Genomic DNA, 16,790 nt, shown 5'->3' with positions numbered 1-16,790 from the left:
CCATGGCTGTAGCTGCCAATAAACGTTCTGTGATGACTCTTTTCTCAAGTGCTACCGATTTATATAGCCACCAGGTTCGAATCGTTCTAGCTGAAAAAGGTGTCAGTGTTGAAGTTGAGTTAGTGGATGAAATGAACATCCCTGCTGAGCTTGCTGAGCTAAACCCATATAAGACCGTTCCTACTTTGGTTGATCGTGAGCTAGCCCTTTACGATTCAAAGATCATTATGGAATATCTTGATGAGCGTTTCCCTCATCCGCCACTTATGCCTGTTTACCCAGTTGCACGTGGTAATAGCCGACTAATGATCTACCGTATTGAGCGTAACTGGTACACGCTTGCGGAGAAAGTTATGAAAGGTTCTGCAGAAGAATCTGAGGCGGCTCGCAATAAACTACGCAATGATCTTCTGACACTTGCACCGATTTTTGCTGAGTACGAATACTTCATGAGTGAAGAATTCAGCTTGATCGATTGCTACCTAGCACCACTACTATGGCGCTTACCTGAAATGGGTATCGAGCTAATTGGTCCTGGATCTAAAGAGATCAAAGTTTACATGAATCGTGTATTTGAACGTGATTCATTCCTTGCTTCACTGACTGAAGCTGAACGTGAGATGCGTTTGGTTCGCTAAGTGACCATGGATATTGAAAAAATGACACCTCGCCGACCATACATGCTGCGTGCATTCTATGATTGGCTGGTGGAAAATGATCTAACGCCACACATTGTTGTCGATGCAATGTTACCTGGCGTTCGCGTTCCTCAAGAGTTTATTCAAGATGGTCAAATCATCCTGAATATTGCTCCTAGAGCAGTAGGTCAACTCGAATTGGGCAATGAAGCGATAACCTTCCATGCTCGATTTGGTGGCCGACCACACTCGGTCATCGTGCCTCTCTATTCTGTACAAGCTATTTATGCTCGTGAAAATGGTGCAGGAACAATGTTCGAGCCAGAAGATGCTTATCTTTCAATTGAGGAAGAAGATATTGATACAGCATCATCGGTTGGTTTGACAGTTGCTTCAGATGCTTCAGTAGAAGAGGACGCAAATGAATCAGAGGGTGATGATAGTCAGCCTCCAAAACCTAAAGGCAGACCAAGCCTACGTGTTATCAAATAAAAAAAGCTGCCTTTGGCAGCTTTTTTTTTAATACTTAAACGAAAAATAATAAAAGAAAATACTGGCTCTGATGTATTCGCTAGTTGGAATAAAAGCTGATAGATTAAATTTATACCAGCTAATTATTGTACTAGGTGTGGTCATGTATGCTCAAGTAATTAAAATGCCAAGAGATCTCCAGAGAGACCTATTCGATCATTCTTCTGAGTTTTTTGAACTCGCAAAAGCGATTAAATATCTTATCAGAGGGAAACTTCTCACTAAAGTTATTGCTATCCAAGAAAAGTTGATTTGGATTGAAGTAAATTTTCTGGACAAAAAGGAGTATGAACAATCATATTGTGTGGCGTTTTCAGAAAAAGAGCTAAAGCTTATTGCTTTGTCATATCGTTAAGTAGGCTTGGAGTAATAGTTTAAATAAGGTGAAGCGCGCTTGCAGTAACTAGTGAAAGAATTTATCCAAAAAGGGTTCACTTGATTAAGTGCTAATACTGAATCTAATTCCTTCCAAGGAGAAAGACATTCAGCGCTATTATTCAAGTTAGCGATTCTATGATAAACATATTTGGCGGAAACAATATTGATAAGCGACATTAGAGATTTCATATAATACTCTAGGAACTTGTTTTCATCAGATAAGCGGATTGATATATCCGATCGGACTAAATATAAAAATGAATTATCGATCATTTTTATCGATTCAGATTTGATAAAATAACGTTCAGAATTATAGAAGTCATTAACTCGATAAAATAACAAAGATAGCCAAATATCGACATCCCTTTGGAACTCGGTATTGCTAGCTTCGAGTAGATATGCCCATTTTCGAACAATTTCATTTGAAATAGTTGTATTAGAAAGCACATAAGGAGTGAGATAATTTATCTCGTCGATGTCAGCATATCCTCTTTGTAGAATCTTATCGATAGAATATCGATGAGGGTTATTTGTGAGTTCATAAAGGTTTGACTGAGGAGTATAACAGCTACCATTCTTTATACTAAAAAAATTTACAATATGAGCGTTTATTTTCTTAACGGATTCCTTTATATCTCTAGGATCAATGATTGATTTATAACGATATGATAATTTTTTACTCATATTGTCTACTATATTAATTACTATTACTAGTTCGTTTGTTCTTTTATAACGATTAATGTTGACATTAAGAGTATATTCTGAATGTTTAATATCTTTTGCTCCTGGCCAATATCGGTCTTCTTGAAATGCTGAAAGATAGAAAGAGGGAGATTCTTTATTCACTACATTTATCTGAGAGTTATATAGTTGTGATTGCATCATTAGGAATTTCAAATTTTTCAAATAACGTTTTGAATAATCATCACTTGCCAATATGCTATAAAGCAATAAATCTATGTCCGCAGTACTTATATACTCGCTGTTTGCATGATTGTTGTTTGAAAATCCAGTCTGATTAATGGTCATATGAAGAAAATAATAAGTAAATAATGCGGCAATAATTAGTGTAACGAGTATGGCATTCTTGTTAAATTTTGCTAAATCTCTAAGTTTGAAGTGAGATGCTTCAGGCTTAGTTGGGTCGATATTTAAATCAGTTCTATTTGGAACTAATGAGACAAACTCTCTGTTTAAAAAATAACCTTTTTTAGGATAAGTAACTAACAATTTATGTGCTTCGTTGACAGTATCCAAGCTTTTGAAAATAGAGCGCAGTGTACTAATTCGATTGGAAATCACATTCTTAGATATATATTTATTACCCCAAACTACATCGATTATTTCTTCAGCTGATGTTGGTTTACCTACATTTTGAAGAAGCAATTCCAAAATATCTAAGGTGCGTTGTTCTAAATTTACCACGTTTCCTGAGAATGAAAGTTCTCTAGAATTAGGATTATAGTTTAACTCTCCAATTCTAATAGAGGAGTCTTCGGCTTTCGCTTTATGAAGTAAATCGGTCATATGACAAAGGAGATGAGCAAGATAATAACCCAATGTTAACATTAGATTTTATACATTTCAGCTGTATTTATGTAATAGTGATTTATGAAACTTTAGTTATTAAATTTGTTTCATATGTGATTAGCCAACTGACTTATAGGTTATATGTTCCTATATACTAAGTAAGAACATAGCATAAAAAGAAACAAGGCGAGATAATAAATATGCCTTATATTGGATATCCAAAGTTTTTTAGTATTAGTGCAGCCTAAAGGTACGCCGTCAACATTATCCTCGACTCTAAGTTCCACGTAGTTAGGTGACAAATAGTAACCTTTTTTAGGATATGTTTTGAGTAATTCTCGTGGTTCTATGCTCGCAACATTCTCTCTAACAATACCTCTAAGAAAACAAACACGGTTTGTAACAACATTTTTCGATATAAACTTATTTTTCCAGACGCGACACAACATTGTTTCGGAATCTACTGGAGTACCGACATTAGATAATAGAATCTCTAATACCTCTAATGAACGTTGATCGATAGCGATAACTTTGTCTGTAGAATTTTTAAGTACCCTTGTTGATGGATTATAGACTAGTTCCCCCATTGTTATATCACATTCTAACTGCAATGCTTGATCCAATACATTTTTCATTACTTATCCTTATAACTTAAAAAGAAACTCTATTGTTATCAGATAACTACGAAAATAATACTGGTGTCAGTCTTAAATTATAAGTTGATTAACTAATGTGTAGATTTGTTATGTCGTGTGATTTTTCTGTTAGCTTTTATTAAGTATTGTTTTTAGGTGTAACTGCGTAGGTTGGTGTAATGTCCTACCGACTAAAGCAGTGTCCGGAAGAAGAGTTAACTTCTATTCAGTCGATAGTCTAGTTTAGTAGAGTTATTCAATTGCGATAGAAAAATTCGGTGGCCAACTCTTTAGCCAATGATAAGTAAAATCTAATATATTAGGAGCAGCGATGAAACTTACTCACAAAGGTAAGCAACACAAAAATAAACAGAAAGGGATTGCATTATTAGAGATGATAATTGCAATCGGTATTATAGGAATCATTACAGCTGCAGTTGTAGCTTTATCGTCATCTGCGTTTGCTGAACAGAAAATGAAGGATACGATTTCGAATATATCTCAGCTAACTACAACTATTCAAAGAGCTTATAGTAATGCAAACTCATACAACGGATTAGCTGCATCAGATTTTTCTGATGATCTAAAGAAAAACCCATATGGCGGCTCCTTCAATATCAGTAAATCTGCGATAGGTTCGAATGCTGATGCTGGTTTTACTATAGGCATTGGTGGATTGGATGTAGATACATGCGTAGATCTACTTCAATCGATCGGAAAAAACTATTACTTTGCTAAGGTAGCTGCTGCAGCTCCTTCAGACATCGGAACAGGAGGTATCTCTGATTTTTCTCCGAGCAACCTTAAAACAGTTGAATGTAAAGATGCTGCCGTAAACCCTCTGTGGTTAGGCGATCGCTAGTTTTATGGTTATTGCCTCTAGTACTTGTTACTAGAGGCAATAGTTGGTAAGAGATATGAGCAGAAAACTAAATCAGGGGTTCGCTTTACTTGACACAATGATAGCAATAATGATTGCTAGCATTTTAATGATCGGAAGTTCCTATTATGCAATGCGAAAATCTGAGGAAAAAAAACTAAAATCGGCTGGACAAACGATAGGTTTGGTTAGTAGTTATATTCTGGACTACGTAGACCTAAAAGGAAATGATCTTAATATATCTGATAGTCAAACGTTTACTGATGTATCGTTTAAGCAGCTTAAATCCACAGATTGTCCATCAGGAGAGAGAAATGAAGCATCGTGGAGAAAAGGACTCAGTTGTGCTCTGTCATTTAACTCAAGTCGTTTAGTAGAGTTTTTTTCATGGAAAATAAACAGAAAAACTTCAAGTGAATTTGAGTATCAGCTTGAATATCAGCCTATTAATTCAAAATTAATATCAAATAAAGTTACTGAATCATTAATAGAAGGAGCGATTAGAAATACGATAAGAGTACATGGTTTTGACACAAATGATTTATCAATCAATTTTGTAAAAAACGGTAGCAAAACAATATTAACCGCTTCAACCATAGCAAGACAGTATCTAGCGTCAGACGGCAGTACTAAAATGCAATCTGGTAGCACTATTTGTTGGAAGAATAGCTCGGGTTTAAATGTTTGCCTAAAAGGTGATGACGAAGGAATATCAATATTAGATGGAAGTAATAATCCAAGAAACATCAGTGTAGGCACTGTTATAACTAAAGATACAAGTGGCAATAAACGTTCAACTATCGAGAGTAGGATTGTACAAGACGGTGATAAACTATTAAAGCCAACCTGTCCAACAGGACTAAGGCCGAACATATCACTTTCATTAGCCTCATATGGTATTAGTGGCAGCCTACCTAGTCGTGATCGATATTCGCCAATAATCAGTAATGTCACGGTACCAGGAGCATTTTCTCTAGGTTGGACAACTAGTGGCAGTGAGTGGAATATTAATATTGCATCAAATAACCCAGACGTAGATAAATCTAAGATATTGGCAATGGCGTTAATATGGTGTGATGCATAAGGCTATATTTAATGCGTAAAAAAGTAATAAAAATATCGATGATTTCCTTGACCGTTATAATATTACCGTTGAAAGCTCTCTCTAAGGAGGTAATTGTTAGCAATGGAGATACTCTTTACAGCATACTTAGGGATAACGGAATAAGAAGTAATGCTAATAATGTTTCTTGTATGGTAGCTATTAATAAAATACCTAACGTTAGAGACATTAAGGTTGGCACTAGGTTATCCTTACCGAGTATTAGCACATGTAAATCAATGGCGAGCATTACTCCTGATGTTATAGGGACTTTTGATTTCCCTTATATGGAAAAAAATAACGATTCTAAATTGATTGAATCTAATGAAGAAAATAATTATAGGAATCACGATGAAGTCAAAATTACATGTAGCTACACATTGCCTAAGAATGCAGATAATTATGCAAACATAGAAGGGTTTAACTGTGGTTTCGCTGGGAAAAATCAGAAGCATAAAAGTGAAAGCTATAGCCAAAATACATCGAATAAAAATAGTATGGATGCAAATAGTTTTAACATATACGAGGATAAGACCTTGTATTACAACATTACAGAATGGATGAATAGTATAAACGGTACATTACGGTGGAATTCAGAGATGGATAGTCGAATTATCAGTGATATAAGCTTTGGTAATGACTTTAGAGTGGCGCTTAAGAAGCTGTCTTCCTACTACGGAGAATATAGGTTTACATATTATGAGAAGAATAATGTGCTTGAGGTTACTAATAATTAATATTCTATTTTTGTTTATTGTTTCTGGATGCTCAAATACAAGCAATGTTGAAACGAAAGCAGATATAAATAATGTAAAAAAGCAATTGGAACAGCTCTCATCAAACACTAATACTAGGAAGAAAAACAACGTTTCATTTGTTAATGACTTCCTATTTAGAGGTGAGCAGATAGCATTAGATCGCGAAGTAAAGTACCAAAGCATTAATGTGGCCATGTTTTCTATGTATGACATCTCGCTAATAGAGGCAACAAACCCTATTAAATCAAAAGGGATAAGAGTAGAGGTTATGGATAATTGCAATTTTCCTTCGGAAGAACATAAGTCAACGATTAACTATAAAGGCAATATTGTTGGGTATTTAAACTATCTTAAAGAAATCTATAACTATGATGCGCTTTTTGATGGGAAAAACCTTCGACTTAACAAGTGTTCTGTTTATAACGCTCAGTTACCGGGGAACACATTTACGTCAAATATGAATATGTCCGTAAATGTAGTTTCTAGTAGTCCCATTTCTGGGGTACATAATCAGGATGATATGGACTCTATTGTATCTACAATAGAATCTATATTAAAAGGGGAAGGTGACATCATACTATCAAAACGTACTGGACACATACGAGTTACATCGAGACCAGACAAAATAGATTCAGTTAGAGGGTTTATAGATAGATTACTAAAGAATCAAGAAAAGCAAACCTCTATTGACGTTAAGATTGTGCAATACTCCGGAGATGAAAGTTCAGTTTTTGGATTATCCGGAAAGTTAGCATATAAAGATAATAACTTTTCAAACTCAATAACTTCACCAAATACTAATACTGACTCTCCCGTAGGTGAAATAAAGGGAACTATTGTGTCAGGAAAATTCAATGGAACAGATATATTGCTGTCAAGCCTATACGGAAATAAAAACGTGTCAATTACTAGTTCAATAAATCTTGTCGGTATTAATGGTTCACCTTTACCATTTAATGTGTCAACAAAAAGAAATTATGTACGCTCGATTGAGTCAGAGTATGATAAAGACAAAAACACAGAAACGAAGAGTTATGAAATAGATAGTGTTGAGTCGGGACTTGAATTATTAATGCTTCCAACAATTGATGAACTTAACAATATTGAAATGACCATAATGATTAAACAGAAGGAGCTGTTGAAAATTACCAAGTATGAAAATATCCAGTTGCCGGAAACAACGGAGAACTCCTCTTTTCAAAGAATGCGCCTTCAGTCTGGTGATACTTTAGTATTAACAGGATTTGATGAGAATCGTTTGAATGATAATAGAGGTAGTACTATTCCCGGTATTCTCGCGCTAGGGGGAAGTATTGATAAGAATAAGGCTAATAGGAAAATTGCCATTTTAATATCACCGAAGGTAATATGATGGACATTGGATATTGGACTAATAATGGTATAGGAAAATCAGAAAAGAAGAATTTTAGTCACTTCTATCGAATGATAGGTTCTTCTCTAATTGATAAAAAAAATAGATATATAGTAAGGAAAAACTCCGACTATAATTTGGAGACAGAGTTAATTAGATTGTTAGAAAGCAATCAAGATTTCGATAGTGCTAAGCCTCATTTTGCGGTTTATCATAACAAGGAAACAGACGAAGGATATATAGCAATCTACATAAGTGGAAGATTCCTAAATACAGCGAGCATGTTTCCGCAGCCAGTAAAAATGACGATTGAAAATATAAATAAGATTGTCAGGATGTGCGAAAAATTAGGTGGGCAACTTCATGAGATTAGCGATGTTAGTAGTAAAGTTGAAGGTTCAGTTAGGTTAAAAAAGGTAACTCTACTAGATTATAAATTGGTAGTTTTATGTTTGATAATCTCTTTGTCCTTTATAGCATCTTTAATATTTAGGTCTATATACTTATGAAGCTATCAATTAATACTTTCTTAATGGTGTTCATAGTTATCGGGTTACTAAGTACCGTATATGTATCGGTAAGTACCTTTTTTGATTACAAAGAAAAGCAAGATCTACAATTACTCGAAAATCAACGTATAGAAGCTATAGCTAGTCAAAGCTCCAAAAAGCGTCAAGTTCTGACCTACTTAAACTTACTTAATGCTAAGGATGCATTACTATATTTTCATACAATCGTCAATATCGGAATTCTTAACGAGATATCTGATTGGAAAATTAAAAGTGTCGACTATGGTATTGATAGTGGTTCTCCACCTAAAATATCAGTTATTTATCAGAATATTAACGGCTCTCAGGTATTCTTCATAGAACATATTGTCAATCAAATTGTAGAGTTAGGGTTAATGAAAAAGGAAGACACGGTTAATTTTAGTGACTCAAATAAGATCGCTACTTTAATGTTGGAACCAATACCCTCAGAACCAATACCGATCATAGATTTTGAACACGTCGAAGTCAAAGATACTCACTCAATATCAGACATGGCAAATCTTATTAATAATTATACTGAGCTTTATAGAAATATGGATAACAATATTAAGGTCACTTTAGCGACTACTCAGAATGAGATTTATGTCTCTGAAGATATGAATATATATAAAATTAATCTATCTTATGAAGGAGATATATACTCACTCTACTCCTTGATTGATATATTCCCTGAGTCATCTAATGTCTTCTTTGAGAAGCTATCTTTTAAAGATTCTAAATATGTTGCAGATATAGGAGTGATATATAATGGGTGATTTTATTATAAACAGTAGGCACACGGTTACGGAAATTTCAATTATAATAGTATGCTTTCTATTTTCTTCTCTATCCTACGCCGGCAATATTAATGATGAGTCAAAATCAAAAAATATTACCTCACAAGAAGAGGTTGCCCCTGTCAGTGAGATTGAACAGCGACTTAAAAAATTCCAAAAAAGAAGCATTGAAAACCAAATTTTAATTAAGGGAATAGAGCAGAATATTGAGATTAAAAGGCTTCAACTCGAACAAAAGAAAATACTAGAACAGTTGAAAAAAACATCTAAGCAAGCATCTATTAAAGGAAGCGTTAGGGTTAAAAACAACAATTCTATTAAGACTACAGAGTCTCCAAAAACATCAAACTATGAAATAACCCTTTCTACTATATATGTAATAGATGGTACTACATACGCTGATTTTCTTAACAGAAGTAACGGGGCTAGATTTAGTGGAATTAAACCAAATAGGATCTTCGGTGGTGGGTATAGTTATGTAGTTTCATCAAATGGCACAGTAGAACTGAGGTACAGAAAGTGACTACCAATGTAATCATTGACTATCAAGATATATTAGAGAGAGAAGATTTGTCTGTTACGAAGTATTCTACGGATCTAGATAGCTATAATATCTACATATGCAAGTTAACTAAATCAAACGAAAAATATCTGTTCCTGCCTGAAGATAGTGGAAGAATGGGATTAGCTATTGATAGTTTAAATAAATTGATTCTTAAAAACAGTTTTAATTTTTCTTATTTTGTTCCTTTAAAAGTTGTTTCTGAAATAGATCGTTTGGCTACTAAAGATTTACTTCATGTAGACTCTACCGAGGCTAAACAAACTTTAGTCTCTGTTTTCAGTGACGCTGATGAGTACGGTTCTAGCGACATTCACTTTGTTAGAAATGACCAACAGTGTGACATCTATTTCCGAGTAGATGGAAATAAGAGCTTTTACAAGACATTGGATACAGATAGTGCGGATGCTGCTATATCAACTTTTTACAATGTAGAAGCAATTAGCAAAGGTAGTGCATGGAATAGAAAGGTTCCTCAGGATGCTATGGGGCCGATTCCTAGTCTTAAAGGGAAGATACTAAATCTACGTTATGCGCACTCACCGCTTAAAACGCGCACCGAGCAAGGTTATCATGCCGTCTTTCGAGTACTTCAAGACGGAGGCGTTGGAGAAATTTCTGACTTAACAGATTTAGGCTTTTCTCCCGAAGAATCTGATCTTATAAAAAAAATGGTAAGTAGACCATTCGGGTTAGTAGTTGTTGCTGGAACAACCGGCTCCGGAAAGTCCACAACTATTAAAGGTTTTTTGGAATGGCTATATCTGAGTTTTCATAATAAGTCTATCTCAGTCCTAACTGTGGAAGATCCTGTAGAGTACTCAATAAGAGGGGCTGTTCAGACAAACGTAAAGAGGAATGAACTAAAAGGGGACGATACGAACCCATTTATGCGTTATATCTATTCGGCAATGAGGCGAGACCCTGACGTGTTGTTAATTGGAGAGACTCGTGATCCCGCTACCGCTAAAGCATTAACTGACGTTGTTGAAAGTGGGCACTTAGCGGTAACTACATTACATGCTAGTAGCGTCACAGGTGTTATATCTCGCCTAAATTCACTAGGGATAGAAATGGATAAGCTTCGGTCATATGACTTCTGGGCCGGAATTATTGTTCAAAAACTTCTAAGGAGGACTTGTACTCACTGCTCCCTACCGTTCAACTTTGATGACGAAACTCTTAAATCACGCATATCACATGGTTTATATACACGACTTATTGATAAGAATGCTGATATTCATATATCGAGTGAGTCTGGTTGTGAAAAATGTAGTTACTCTGGCTACAAAGGTCGCCAAATTTGTGTTGAGTTCTTATTCCCTTATAACGAGGTAATCGATTCAGTTGGTACGCAAGAGCTGTTCGCTACTTGGAAGAGATATGAAGATGGAGTAAGTGGTTACACTATGTCTGAAAATGCATTTTCAAAGATTGTTGCAGGCACACTTTGTCCGCAAGAGTATGAGCGAATCTACGGGGTAAATTGACATGTATAATTCAAAAATACGAGTAGAGATATATGAAGCATTTATTGATTGTTTGAAAAATAATGTATCGGTAGTTAGCTTTTTGGAAAGTAATATTACCATCAACAAAAGCATAAAGAACAAAGAGATGGTGAAGTTATACACAGATTTACTTGAGGTGTATAATATTAAGGGCGATTTGGTTTTACTATTAGAGGGCAAGATTCCAGATGATGAAATGCTAATTCTTAAGCTTTCTTCAGAAGCTGGCGATATGGTGATAGGTATTCAGCGAGCTTATGATATATGCGTACTGAAGAAAAAATCAGTTGATAAAATGTTCTCTGCTTTGATAGGCCCGATTGTAATGGTCGGTTTGGTACTATTGATGATTGGCGGATATTCAATAAAAGTTTTTCCAGAGTTTGAAGCAGTTCTTCCCGTTGAACAATGGCCAAAAGTCTCATCGACGCTATATGCTTTAGGTGGTTTTATATTTAGCTTCGGGTTTCCGGTTTTGATTTTCGCAGTTGTAATATCATTGTTTACATTTAATAGATACTTGAAAAATGGAATTGGCAACTTTAGAGAAAAGTTAAGTAATTTGCCTATTGTTTCTATCCTTACTCTAAACTATGCATCTGTATTTTTAGGGGTATTATCTTTGATGATAAGATTAAATGTCCCAGTTGGACATACTTTTATGAATTTTAAAAGTACGACAAATTCCAGGTGGATTCAAAAACATATGGCTAGTATGCAGGATAGGCAAGCCGAAGGTCTTCCATTGGGTGATGTTTTGAATACGGGTTTCTTACCCATACAATTAGTTTCTAAATTAGCGTTATATGCGGAGTCTGCCGACCTGTCATTGGCAGCAGATAAAATATTCATTAACTCACAAACTCATTTAAGTAAAGACTTAGATAATTTGTCTGCGAAGCTGAAAACTATAGCGACTATTATAATTTCTCTTTTTGCAGTTTGGATTTACTTATCAATTATGATGCTAAGTAATAACCTAGCCCCCTAGATGAAAGGAAAATATAGTGAATATAATAAAAAACTATTTTCTACTAATGTTGTTATTGTTAACTTTCTATACTTCTTTAGACGAATATCAATATGCTATATTGCTATCTTCGATATTTTTTTCTTCGATAGTGTTAGTTTTTTACAGTTATTTATTCTATTTGGTGGTTACTTGTAAGTATCATCTTCAGCCTGTAGTAGACTACCAAGAAAACAAAGTGGTCTATTTTGAAATACTCTCTAGATTTTGTTCTAGTAAAACACCAATACAAGTGATTGAGTTATTTCGTCGCAATGGTTTTTTATACTTCCATACTTTTCTTCAGATTAGACGTTTGCAAAGAATGAATACAAGCTTAGATGTAGGTATAAATATCTGTCCATCTCTATTAAGAAGTTGGTATTGTCAGTTCCTACTAAAAACATTATCAAATGCAGAGAATATAAAATATATAGAAATTACTGAAGATTCAAGTGTCGATTACAACTCCCAGGTGATAGATAATATCCTTTTTTTAAAAAATAAAGGAAAGGTGATTGTTGTTGACGACTTTGGTATAGGTAATAATAATATTTTTCTGGTAGATAAGATACTTCCACAGATAATAAAGGTAGACAAAAAAATATCTCAAAAGTTGGACAAAGACAATGAAAGTAGCAATATAACTTTTACAATAGGTCACCTATGTTCTTTTTTTGGTTGTACTTTAGTTATTGAAGGTATTGAGTCTCTGGAACAACTTGAGAAATATGAGGAAATGGACAATGTTTACTTTCAAGGCTTTTACTTCAACAATAGGTTCTAGCGATAAACTATTAGCTCGTATTTTAGGGCTTATATTTATGTGCTCATCTTCTTTAGTGGTTGCTTCATCCACAGGGCAAAAAAATAGCTTTATTTCTGAATGTGATAATAACTATTTTGATCAAAGTAAAAAGCCGGCAACATTTTATGTAATGAATCCCAATGTTGCCACACTAGATGGCACGGTTTGCAGTGGTACTCTAGGCGCATTCCTATCCTTACTGAAAGAGTATCCTGAACTAAAAAGACTAGAAATATATGAAGTTGACGGTAAGCAGTGTAACGAAAGTAAGTTCCAGCTTTTTAACAATATTTATAGACACAAGTTGGAGATAGTCGTTGTGGAAGGTGGTGTGGCTGTTTCTGATGGTATGGACATTTTTCTCGCAGGCAATACATCTCGGCTCGAAACAGGTTCCCGCATTGGATTTTTCAGTGGAAAACCTTTACAAGATAACGAGATTTCGATGATGAAATGCGAACATTTGTATCGTCAGTACTATAAGGACTTGTCTTTGGATCCTAACTTTTATGGGTTCCGCTTAAGGCAACAACCAACAGCACTTTGGCGCACAGAATCGGTCTATTTCTTTTAGAGCGAATATGCATGTGTAAGAGTGATTCAAAATTGAGATTAGTCTCGGATCGAGTGGAAAAAGTCGTGCCTCAACATTAGACTAAAGTCTAGTGCTGGTTAAAACTTGACCTAAAAGGAATAATCAGTAAACTACCAGTTCTTGAATATAGGTCACATTTTTTTACAAACACTTTTCCTGATTTCAAGAACGGAATTCTTCAAGTTTTTGACAAAATATATTAAGGATGTCAAATAGTTGGGTGGTAGAGGTTCGTTATGTACAATCACTTTTTGGTAAGACTTACCATTGGGACTCTCGTTGTTTTAGGTATTAAGCTGAGTGCATTATACTTTTTGCCTATGGTGCTACTATTGAATACGCACCACAAAGAGTTTTTTGGATGGTAAAAATCGGGGCTAGCCCCGATTTTTTTATGCCATTTCTATCTCATCAACCGTTGACTCAATCTCTTTCATCATTCGATTTAGCTGTTCAGCAAGTTGCTGTTTCGCACCATCAAGATCTTTGTCTAGCGTTAGCTTCATGATCTTCTCATGTTCATCGAGGTTGAATAGCTGTGAGAAGTTTTTTGGTGAATGGGTTAACGAGATACGTCGATAACGTTTAACCTGCCTGATAATATCGCTAAAAAACTCAAGCATGTTCTTAGAGAAGCAACCACTCAATAGAGAACTGTAGAAGGCTTCTTGACGCTCTTCCCACTCTTGCCAATTGAAGTTTTCTGCTTGGAACTTAAAGCGCGATAGCTTATGGAACTCAGTCAGTATTTCCAGCTCCCAGCTTTCACTACCTTCTTTGATTGATTTTTCTAGTAACACAGAGGACACAACCTTGAGGCTTTCATATAGGTCGTAGAGTTCGACCTTAGAAACAGGTGCAACCCAGCATCCTTTTTGCGGTTCAAGCTTTACGTACTTAATCCACGAAAGCTGAATTAGTGCCTCTCGGATAGGGGATGCTCCTACGTTATATTTTTCTTTAAGCTCCGCAACAACCAGCTTTTGGTTTGGTTTAAGCTCTCCGGAAAGAATATCCTGACAGATTAGCTTCGCTACTTTGTCTGTCAAAGTTGGGCTAGACACAATGCACCTCATTAACTTAATAGAATTACCTAAAAGCAACTCAGCAGTATGCTGTGTTGTAAAAACGTAAGGATAGTACAGCGTGTTGAAAAATTGGGCAAGATAATTATAAAAAAAAGAGGGCGTATGCCCTCTTTTTATAGATGTTCTGAATGTACTGTAAGAATTATAGTACGTGAACAGAAGCTGTGTTAGTTGTGCCTGAAGCTACTAGAGCACCAGAAACCATTACTACGATGTCGCCTTTCTTACCAAAACCAGACTCTAGAGCGTACTCTTTACCGTTTTTGTAGAACTCATCAGTGCTGTCGATTGAATCAACAAGAACTGGGCGAACACCCTTAGTAAGAACTAGCTGTGCAGCAGTCTTAGGGTTAGTTGTTAGCGCAACGATGCTTGCTGTTGGGAAGTATTTACGTACAGAACGTGCAGACTTACCACCTTCAGTAGCAACGATGATTAGTGGAGCAGCTAGCTTCTCAGCTGTGTCTACTGCACCTTTACATACTGCTTCTGTGATGCGCAGGCGTGGGCTGTCTAGACGAGAACCTAGCTCAGCTTTTAGTGCGCCGTCAGTACGGTTAGCGATTTGAGCCATGATAGTTACCGCTTCAACAGGGTATTTACCTTTAGCTGTCTCACCTGAAAGCATTACTGCATCAGTACCGTCCATGATTGCGTTCGCAACGTCACCCGCTTCAGCACGAGTTGGACGTGGGTTGTTGATCATAGAGTCAAGCATTTGAGTTGCAGTGATAACTGTCTTACGAGCACGGTTACACTTCTCAATCATCATTTTCTGAGCGAAGATTACTTCTTCAGCTGGGATTTCAACACCAAGGTCACCACGAGCAACCATGATACCGTCAGAAAGCTCTAGGATCTCGTCGAAGTTATCTACACCTTCTTGGTTTTCGATCTTAGAAATGATGTGGATGTTCTCGCCACCGTTTGCGTTTAGAACGTCACGGATTTCTTTAACGTCAGAAGCTTTACGAATGAAAGAAGCTGCAACAAAGTCAACGCCTTGCTCACAACCAAATTTTAGGTCGTTCTTATCTTTTTCAGATAGAGCTGGAAGCTGAACAGAAACGCCTGGTAGGTTAACACCTTTGTTTTCGCCTAGAGCACCGTTGTTAAGAACTTTACACTTAACTTCAGTTTCAGTAGTAGAGATAACTTCCATCTCGATTAGACCGTCGTCTACTAGGATAGTGTTACCAGCAGAAAGGTCTTGTGCAAAACCAGCGTAAGTAACAGCAACAGTGTCTTTGTTACCAACAACAGAGATATCTGTTGTGAAAGTGAATTCTTGACCAGCTACTAGATCAACGTCATTGCCGCCTTCTAGTTTGATAGTACGAATTTCTGGACCTTTAGTGTCTAGAAGAATTGCAAGTTGCTTACCAACGTTTGCCATAACTTCACGGAAGTTAGCAATACGAGTGCCGTGCTCTTCGTAGTCACCGTGAGAGAAGTTAAGACGCATAACGTTCATGCCTGCGTTTACTAGTTCAGTTAGCTTCTCTACTGATTCAGTTTTAGGGCCAATCGTACATACGATTTTGGTCTTTTTCATGGAAGATACTCTCCGGGTAAATATTATTACAATTTGAAAGTTAGTATTAGTCTCTCTAGAAGGCTAGGGATGCCCATAAATAATTCACATGAGCTATCAAATGTCTTGCCTATTTTGCTTCTTCTAGAAATGAAAGTCTTTCAACAAGTTTAGTCATTTTATGACCAACTGAGGCGCTTTCTAGGCCACTTTTTTTGAGCTAATCCACTATATTTCAGTAAGATTGCAAAAAAATAACCGCTAATTCTGTAATTTTTTTTCTTTTCGGGCACGAATTCTACCACCGAATTGATCAGATTTCACTGTGCATAACTTGTTTTAGAGCAAGGTTTCGGCGCTTAGTATTTAATTTTTGGATCAAAATAAATAATCCGGATGAATGGGCACCATTTGGTAACTTTTTTTCAAAATAGTAGTCCATACGGTACAAGCTCTTCCTTCATTGAAGCCAATAAACCCTGATGATATTGTGTGCTTTTTATGGCGATTTGTTGTTCGAAGACAACAGACT

General features: G+C 35.9%; 18 protein-coding genes. 14 read left to right on the top strand and 4 right to left on the bottom strand.

Features of this window, described 5'->3' with window-relative positions; translation table 11 throughout:
- The first annotated feature begins 2 nt into the window (after positions 1-2).
- From sspA to VME0621_RS20615, 3 genes are all read left to right on the top strand, one after another.
- The gene (gene sspA, locus VME0621_RS20625) at positions 3-638 is read left to right on the top strand and encodes a stringent starvation protein SspA (RefSeq protein WP_006075657.1); all 636 of its coding nucleotides are present in this window, start codon (positions 3-5) and stop codon (positions 636-638) included.
- 6 nt (positions 639-644) lie between these two features.
- Complete coding sequence (sspB, locus tag VME0621_RS20620) at positions 645-1,130, top strand: ClpXP protease specificity-enhancing factor (RefSeq protein ID WP_038224381.1); 486 nt, start codon at positions 645-647, stop codon at positions 1,128-1,130.
- 142 nt (positions 1,131-1,272) lie between these two features.
- Complete coding sequence (locus VME0621_RS20615) at positions 1,273-1,524, top strand: hypothetical protein (RefSeq protein ID WP_143696325.1); 252 nt, start codon at positions 1,273-1,275, stop codon at positions 1,522-1,524.
- On the opposite strand, the gene VME0621_RS20610 is transcribed toward VME0621_RS20615, so the two are convergent.
- Entirely contained in the window at positions 1,521-3,074 is a 1,554-nt protein-coding gene (locus VME0621_RS20610) for a winged helix-turn-helix domain-containing protein (protein ID WP_197498264.1), read from the bottom strand. The two genes, VME0621_RS20615 and VME0621_RS20610, sit on opposite strands and share 4 nt — an antisense overlap.
- A gap of 140 nt (positions 3,075-3,214) precedes the next feature.
- The gene (locus VME0621_RS20605) at positions 3,215-3,712 is read right to left on the bottom strand and encodes a winged helix-turn-helix domain-containing protein (protein WP_062459948.1); all 498 of its coding nucleotides are present in this window, start codon (positions 3,710-3,712) and stop codon (positions 3,215-3,217) included.
- Positions 3,713-4,043: 331 nt separating this feature from the next.
- Between VME0621_RS20605 and VME0621_RS20600 the strand changes: the two genes are divergently transcribed.
- From VME0621_RS20600 to VME0621_RS20550, 11 genes are read left to right on the top strand one after another with little or no spacing between them, the layout of a single operon-like run.
- Positions 4,044-4,574 carry a prepilin-type N-terminal cleavage/methylation domain-containing protein gene (locus tag VME0621_RS20600; protein ID WP_051867776.1) on the top strand — a complete coding sequence of 177 codons (531 nt, stop codon included), beginning with the start codon at positions 4,044-4,046 and terminating at the stop codon, positions 4,572-4,574.
- A gap of 55 nt (positions 4,575-4,629) precedes the next feature.
- Positions 4,630-5,676: a hypothetical protein gene (locus tag VME0621_RS20595; RefSeq protein ID WP_062459947.1), complete on the top strand. Its 1,047-nt coding sequence runs from the start codon at positions 4,630-4,632 to the stop codon at positions 5,674-5,676.
- Positions 5,677-5,687: 11 nt separating this feature from the next.
- The gene (locus tag VME0621_RS20590; protein WP_062459945.1) at positions 5,688-6,431 is read left to right on the top strand and encodes a TcpQ domain-containing protein; all 744 of its coding nucleotides are present in this window, start codon (positions 5,688-5,690) and stop codon (positions 6,429-6,431) included.
- The gene (locus tag VME0621_RS20585; RefSeq protein WP_157769578.1) at positions 6,394-7,824 is read left to right on the top strand and encodes a type II secretion system protein GspD; all 1,431 of its coding nucleotides are present in this window, start codon (positions 6,394-6,396) and stop codon (positions 7,822-7,824) included. The genes VME0621_RS20590 and VME0621_RS20585 overlap by 38 nt, the downstream gene beginning before the upstream one ends.
- Positions 7,821-8,333, top strand: a complete 513-nt coding sequence (locus VME0621_RS20580) for a hypothetical protein (protein ID WP_157769577.1) — start codon at positions 7,821-7,823, stop codon at positions 8,331-8,333. Before VME0621_RS20585 ends, VME0621_RS20580 begins: the two co-directional genes overlap by 4 nt.
- Entirely contained in the window at positions 8,330-9,130 is an 801-nt protein-coding gene (locus VME0621_RS20575; RefSeq protein WP_062459940.1) for a hypothetical protein, read from the top strand. Before VME0621_RS20580 ends, VME0621_RS20575 begins: the two co-directional genes overlap by 4 nt.
- The gene (locus tag VME0621_RS20570) at positions 9,123-9,674 is read left to right on the top strand and encodes a hypothetical protein (RefSeq protein WP_062459938.1); all 552 of its coding nucleotides are present in this window, start codon (positions 9,123-9,125) and stop codon (positions 9,672-9,674) included. The genes VME0621_RS20575 and VME0621_RS20570 overlap by 8 nt, the downstream gene beginning before the upstream one ends.
- Positions 9,671-11,203 carry a GspE/PulE family protein gene (locus VME0621_RS20565; protein WP_062459936.1) on the top strand — a complete coding sequence of 511 codons (1,533 nt, stop codon included), beginning with the start codon at positions 9,671-9,673 and terminating at the stop codon, positions 11,201-11,203. Before VME0621_RS20570 ends, VME0621_RS20565 begins: the two co-directional genes overlap by 4 nt.
- Position 11,204: 1 nt before the next feature.
- Positions 11,205-12,215 carry a type II secretion system F family protein gene (locus tag VME0621_RS20560; RefSeq protein WP_062459934.1) on the top strand — a complete coding sequence of 337 codons (1,011 nt, stop codon included), beginning with the start codon at positions 11,205-11,207 and terminating at the stop codon, positions 12,213-12,215.
- Between the two features lie 16 nt (positions 12,216-12,231).
- Positions 12,232-13,020, top strand: a complete 789-nt coding sequence (locus VME0621_RS20555) for an EAL domain-containing protein (protein ID WP_062459931.1) — start codon at positions 12,232-12,234, stop codon at positions 13,018-13,020.
- Positions 12,980-13,615, top strand: a complete 636-nt coding sequence (locus VME0621_RS20550; protein WP_062459929.1) for a hypothetical protein — start codon at positions 12,980-12,982, stop codon at positions 13,613-13,615. The genes VME0621_RS20555 and VME0621_RS20550 overlap by 41 nt, the downstream gene beginning before the upstream one ends.
- Before the next feature lie 413 nt (positions 13,616-14,028).
- Here VME0621_RS20550 and VME0621_RS20545 read toward each other — a convergent pair whose 3' ends face one another.
- On the bottom strand, positions 14,029-14,712 hold the full coding sequence (locus VME0621_RS20545; RefSeq protein WP_038223427.1) for a GntR family transcriptional regulator: 684 nt from the start codon (positions 14,710-14,712) through the stop codon (positions 14,029-14,031).
- 154 nt (positions 14,713-14,866) lie between these two features.
- Positions 14,867-16,279: a pyruvate kinase PykF gene (gene pykF / locus VME0621_RS20540; protein WP_006075666.1), complete on the bottom strand. Its 1,413-nt coding sequence runs from the start codon at positions 16,277-16,279 to the stop codon at positions 14,867-14,869.
- Positions 16,280-16,790: the final 511 nt, after the last annotated feature.

The organism is Vibrio mediterranei (assembly GCF_900088415.1).
Taxonomy (GTDB): Bacteria; Pseudomonadota; Gammaproteobacteria; order Enterobacterales; family Vibrionaceae; genus Vibrio; species Vibrio mediterranei.
The sequence above is the reverse complement of the archived record's forward strand: the minus strand, read 5'-3'. Positions and strand labels throughout refer to the sequence as shown.

Excerpts from the sequence above, each read along its gene's own strand:
- VME0621_RS20615 (WP_143696325.1), top strand. The coding sequence starts at position 1,273 with ATGTATGCTCAAGTAATTAAAATGCCAAGAGATCTCCAGAGAGACCTA.
- VME0621_RS20550 (WP_062459929.1), top strand. The coding sequence starts at position 12,980 with ATGTTTACTTTCAAGGCTTTTACTTCAACAATAGGTTCTAGCGATAAA.
- VME0621_RS20570 (WP_062459938.1), top strand. The coding sequence starts at position 9,123 with ATGGGTGATTTTATTATAAACAGTAGGCACACGGTTACGGAAATTTCA.
- VME0621_RS20610 (WP_197498264.1), bottom strand. The coding sequence starts at position 3,074 with ATGACCGATTTACTTCATAAAGCGAAAGCCGAAGACTCCTCTATTAGA.
- VME0621_RS20600 (WP_051867776.1), top strand. The coding sequence starts at position 4,044 with ATGAAACTTACTCACAAAGGTAAGCAACACAAAAATAAACAGAAAGGG.
- pykF (WP_006075666.1), bottom strand. The coding sequence starts at position 16,279 with ATGAAAAAGACCAAAATCGTATGTACGATTGGCCCTAAAACTGAATCA.
- VME0621_RS20585 (WP_157769578.1), top strand. The coding sequence starts at position 6,394 with ATGAGAAGAATAATGTGCTTGAGGTTACTAATAATTAATATTCTATTT.
- sspA (WP_006075657.1), top strand. The coding sequence starts at position 3 with ATGGCTGTAGCTGCCAATAAACGTTCTGTGATGACTCTTTTCTCAAGT.
- VME0621_RS20545 (WP_038223427.1), bottom strand. The coding sequence starts at position 14,712 with ATGAGGTGCATTGTGTCTAGCCCAACTTTGACAGACAAAGTAGCGAAG.
- VME0621_RS20605 (WP_062459948.1), bottom strand. The coding sequence starts at position 3,712 with ATGAAAAATGTATTGGATCAAGCATTGCAGTTAGAATGTGATATAACA.
- VME0621_RS20590 (WP_062459945.1), top strand. The coding sequence starts at position 5,688 with ATGCGTAAAAAAGTAATAAAAATATCGATGATTTCCTTGACCGTTATA.
- VME0621_RS20575 (WP_062459940.1), top strand. The coding sequence starts at position 8,330 with ATGAAGCTATCAATTAATACTTTCTTAATGGTGTTCATAGTTATCGGG.
- VME0621_RS20595 (WP_062459947.1), top strand. The coding sequence starts at position 4,630 with ATGAGCAGAAAACTAAATCAGGGGTTCGCTTTACTTGACACAATGATA.
- VME0621_RS20580 (WP_157769577.1), top strand. The coding sequence starts at position 7,821 with ATGATGGACATTGGATATTGGACTAATAATGGTATAGGAAAATCAGAA.
- VME0621_RS20560 (WP_062459934.1), top strand. The coding sequence starts at position 11,205 with ATGTATAATTCAAAAATACGAGTAGAGATATATGAAGCATTTATTGAT.
- sspB (WP_038224381.1), top strand. The coding sequence starts at position 645 with ATGGATATTGAAAAAATGACACCTCGCCGACCATACATGCTGCGTGCA.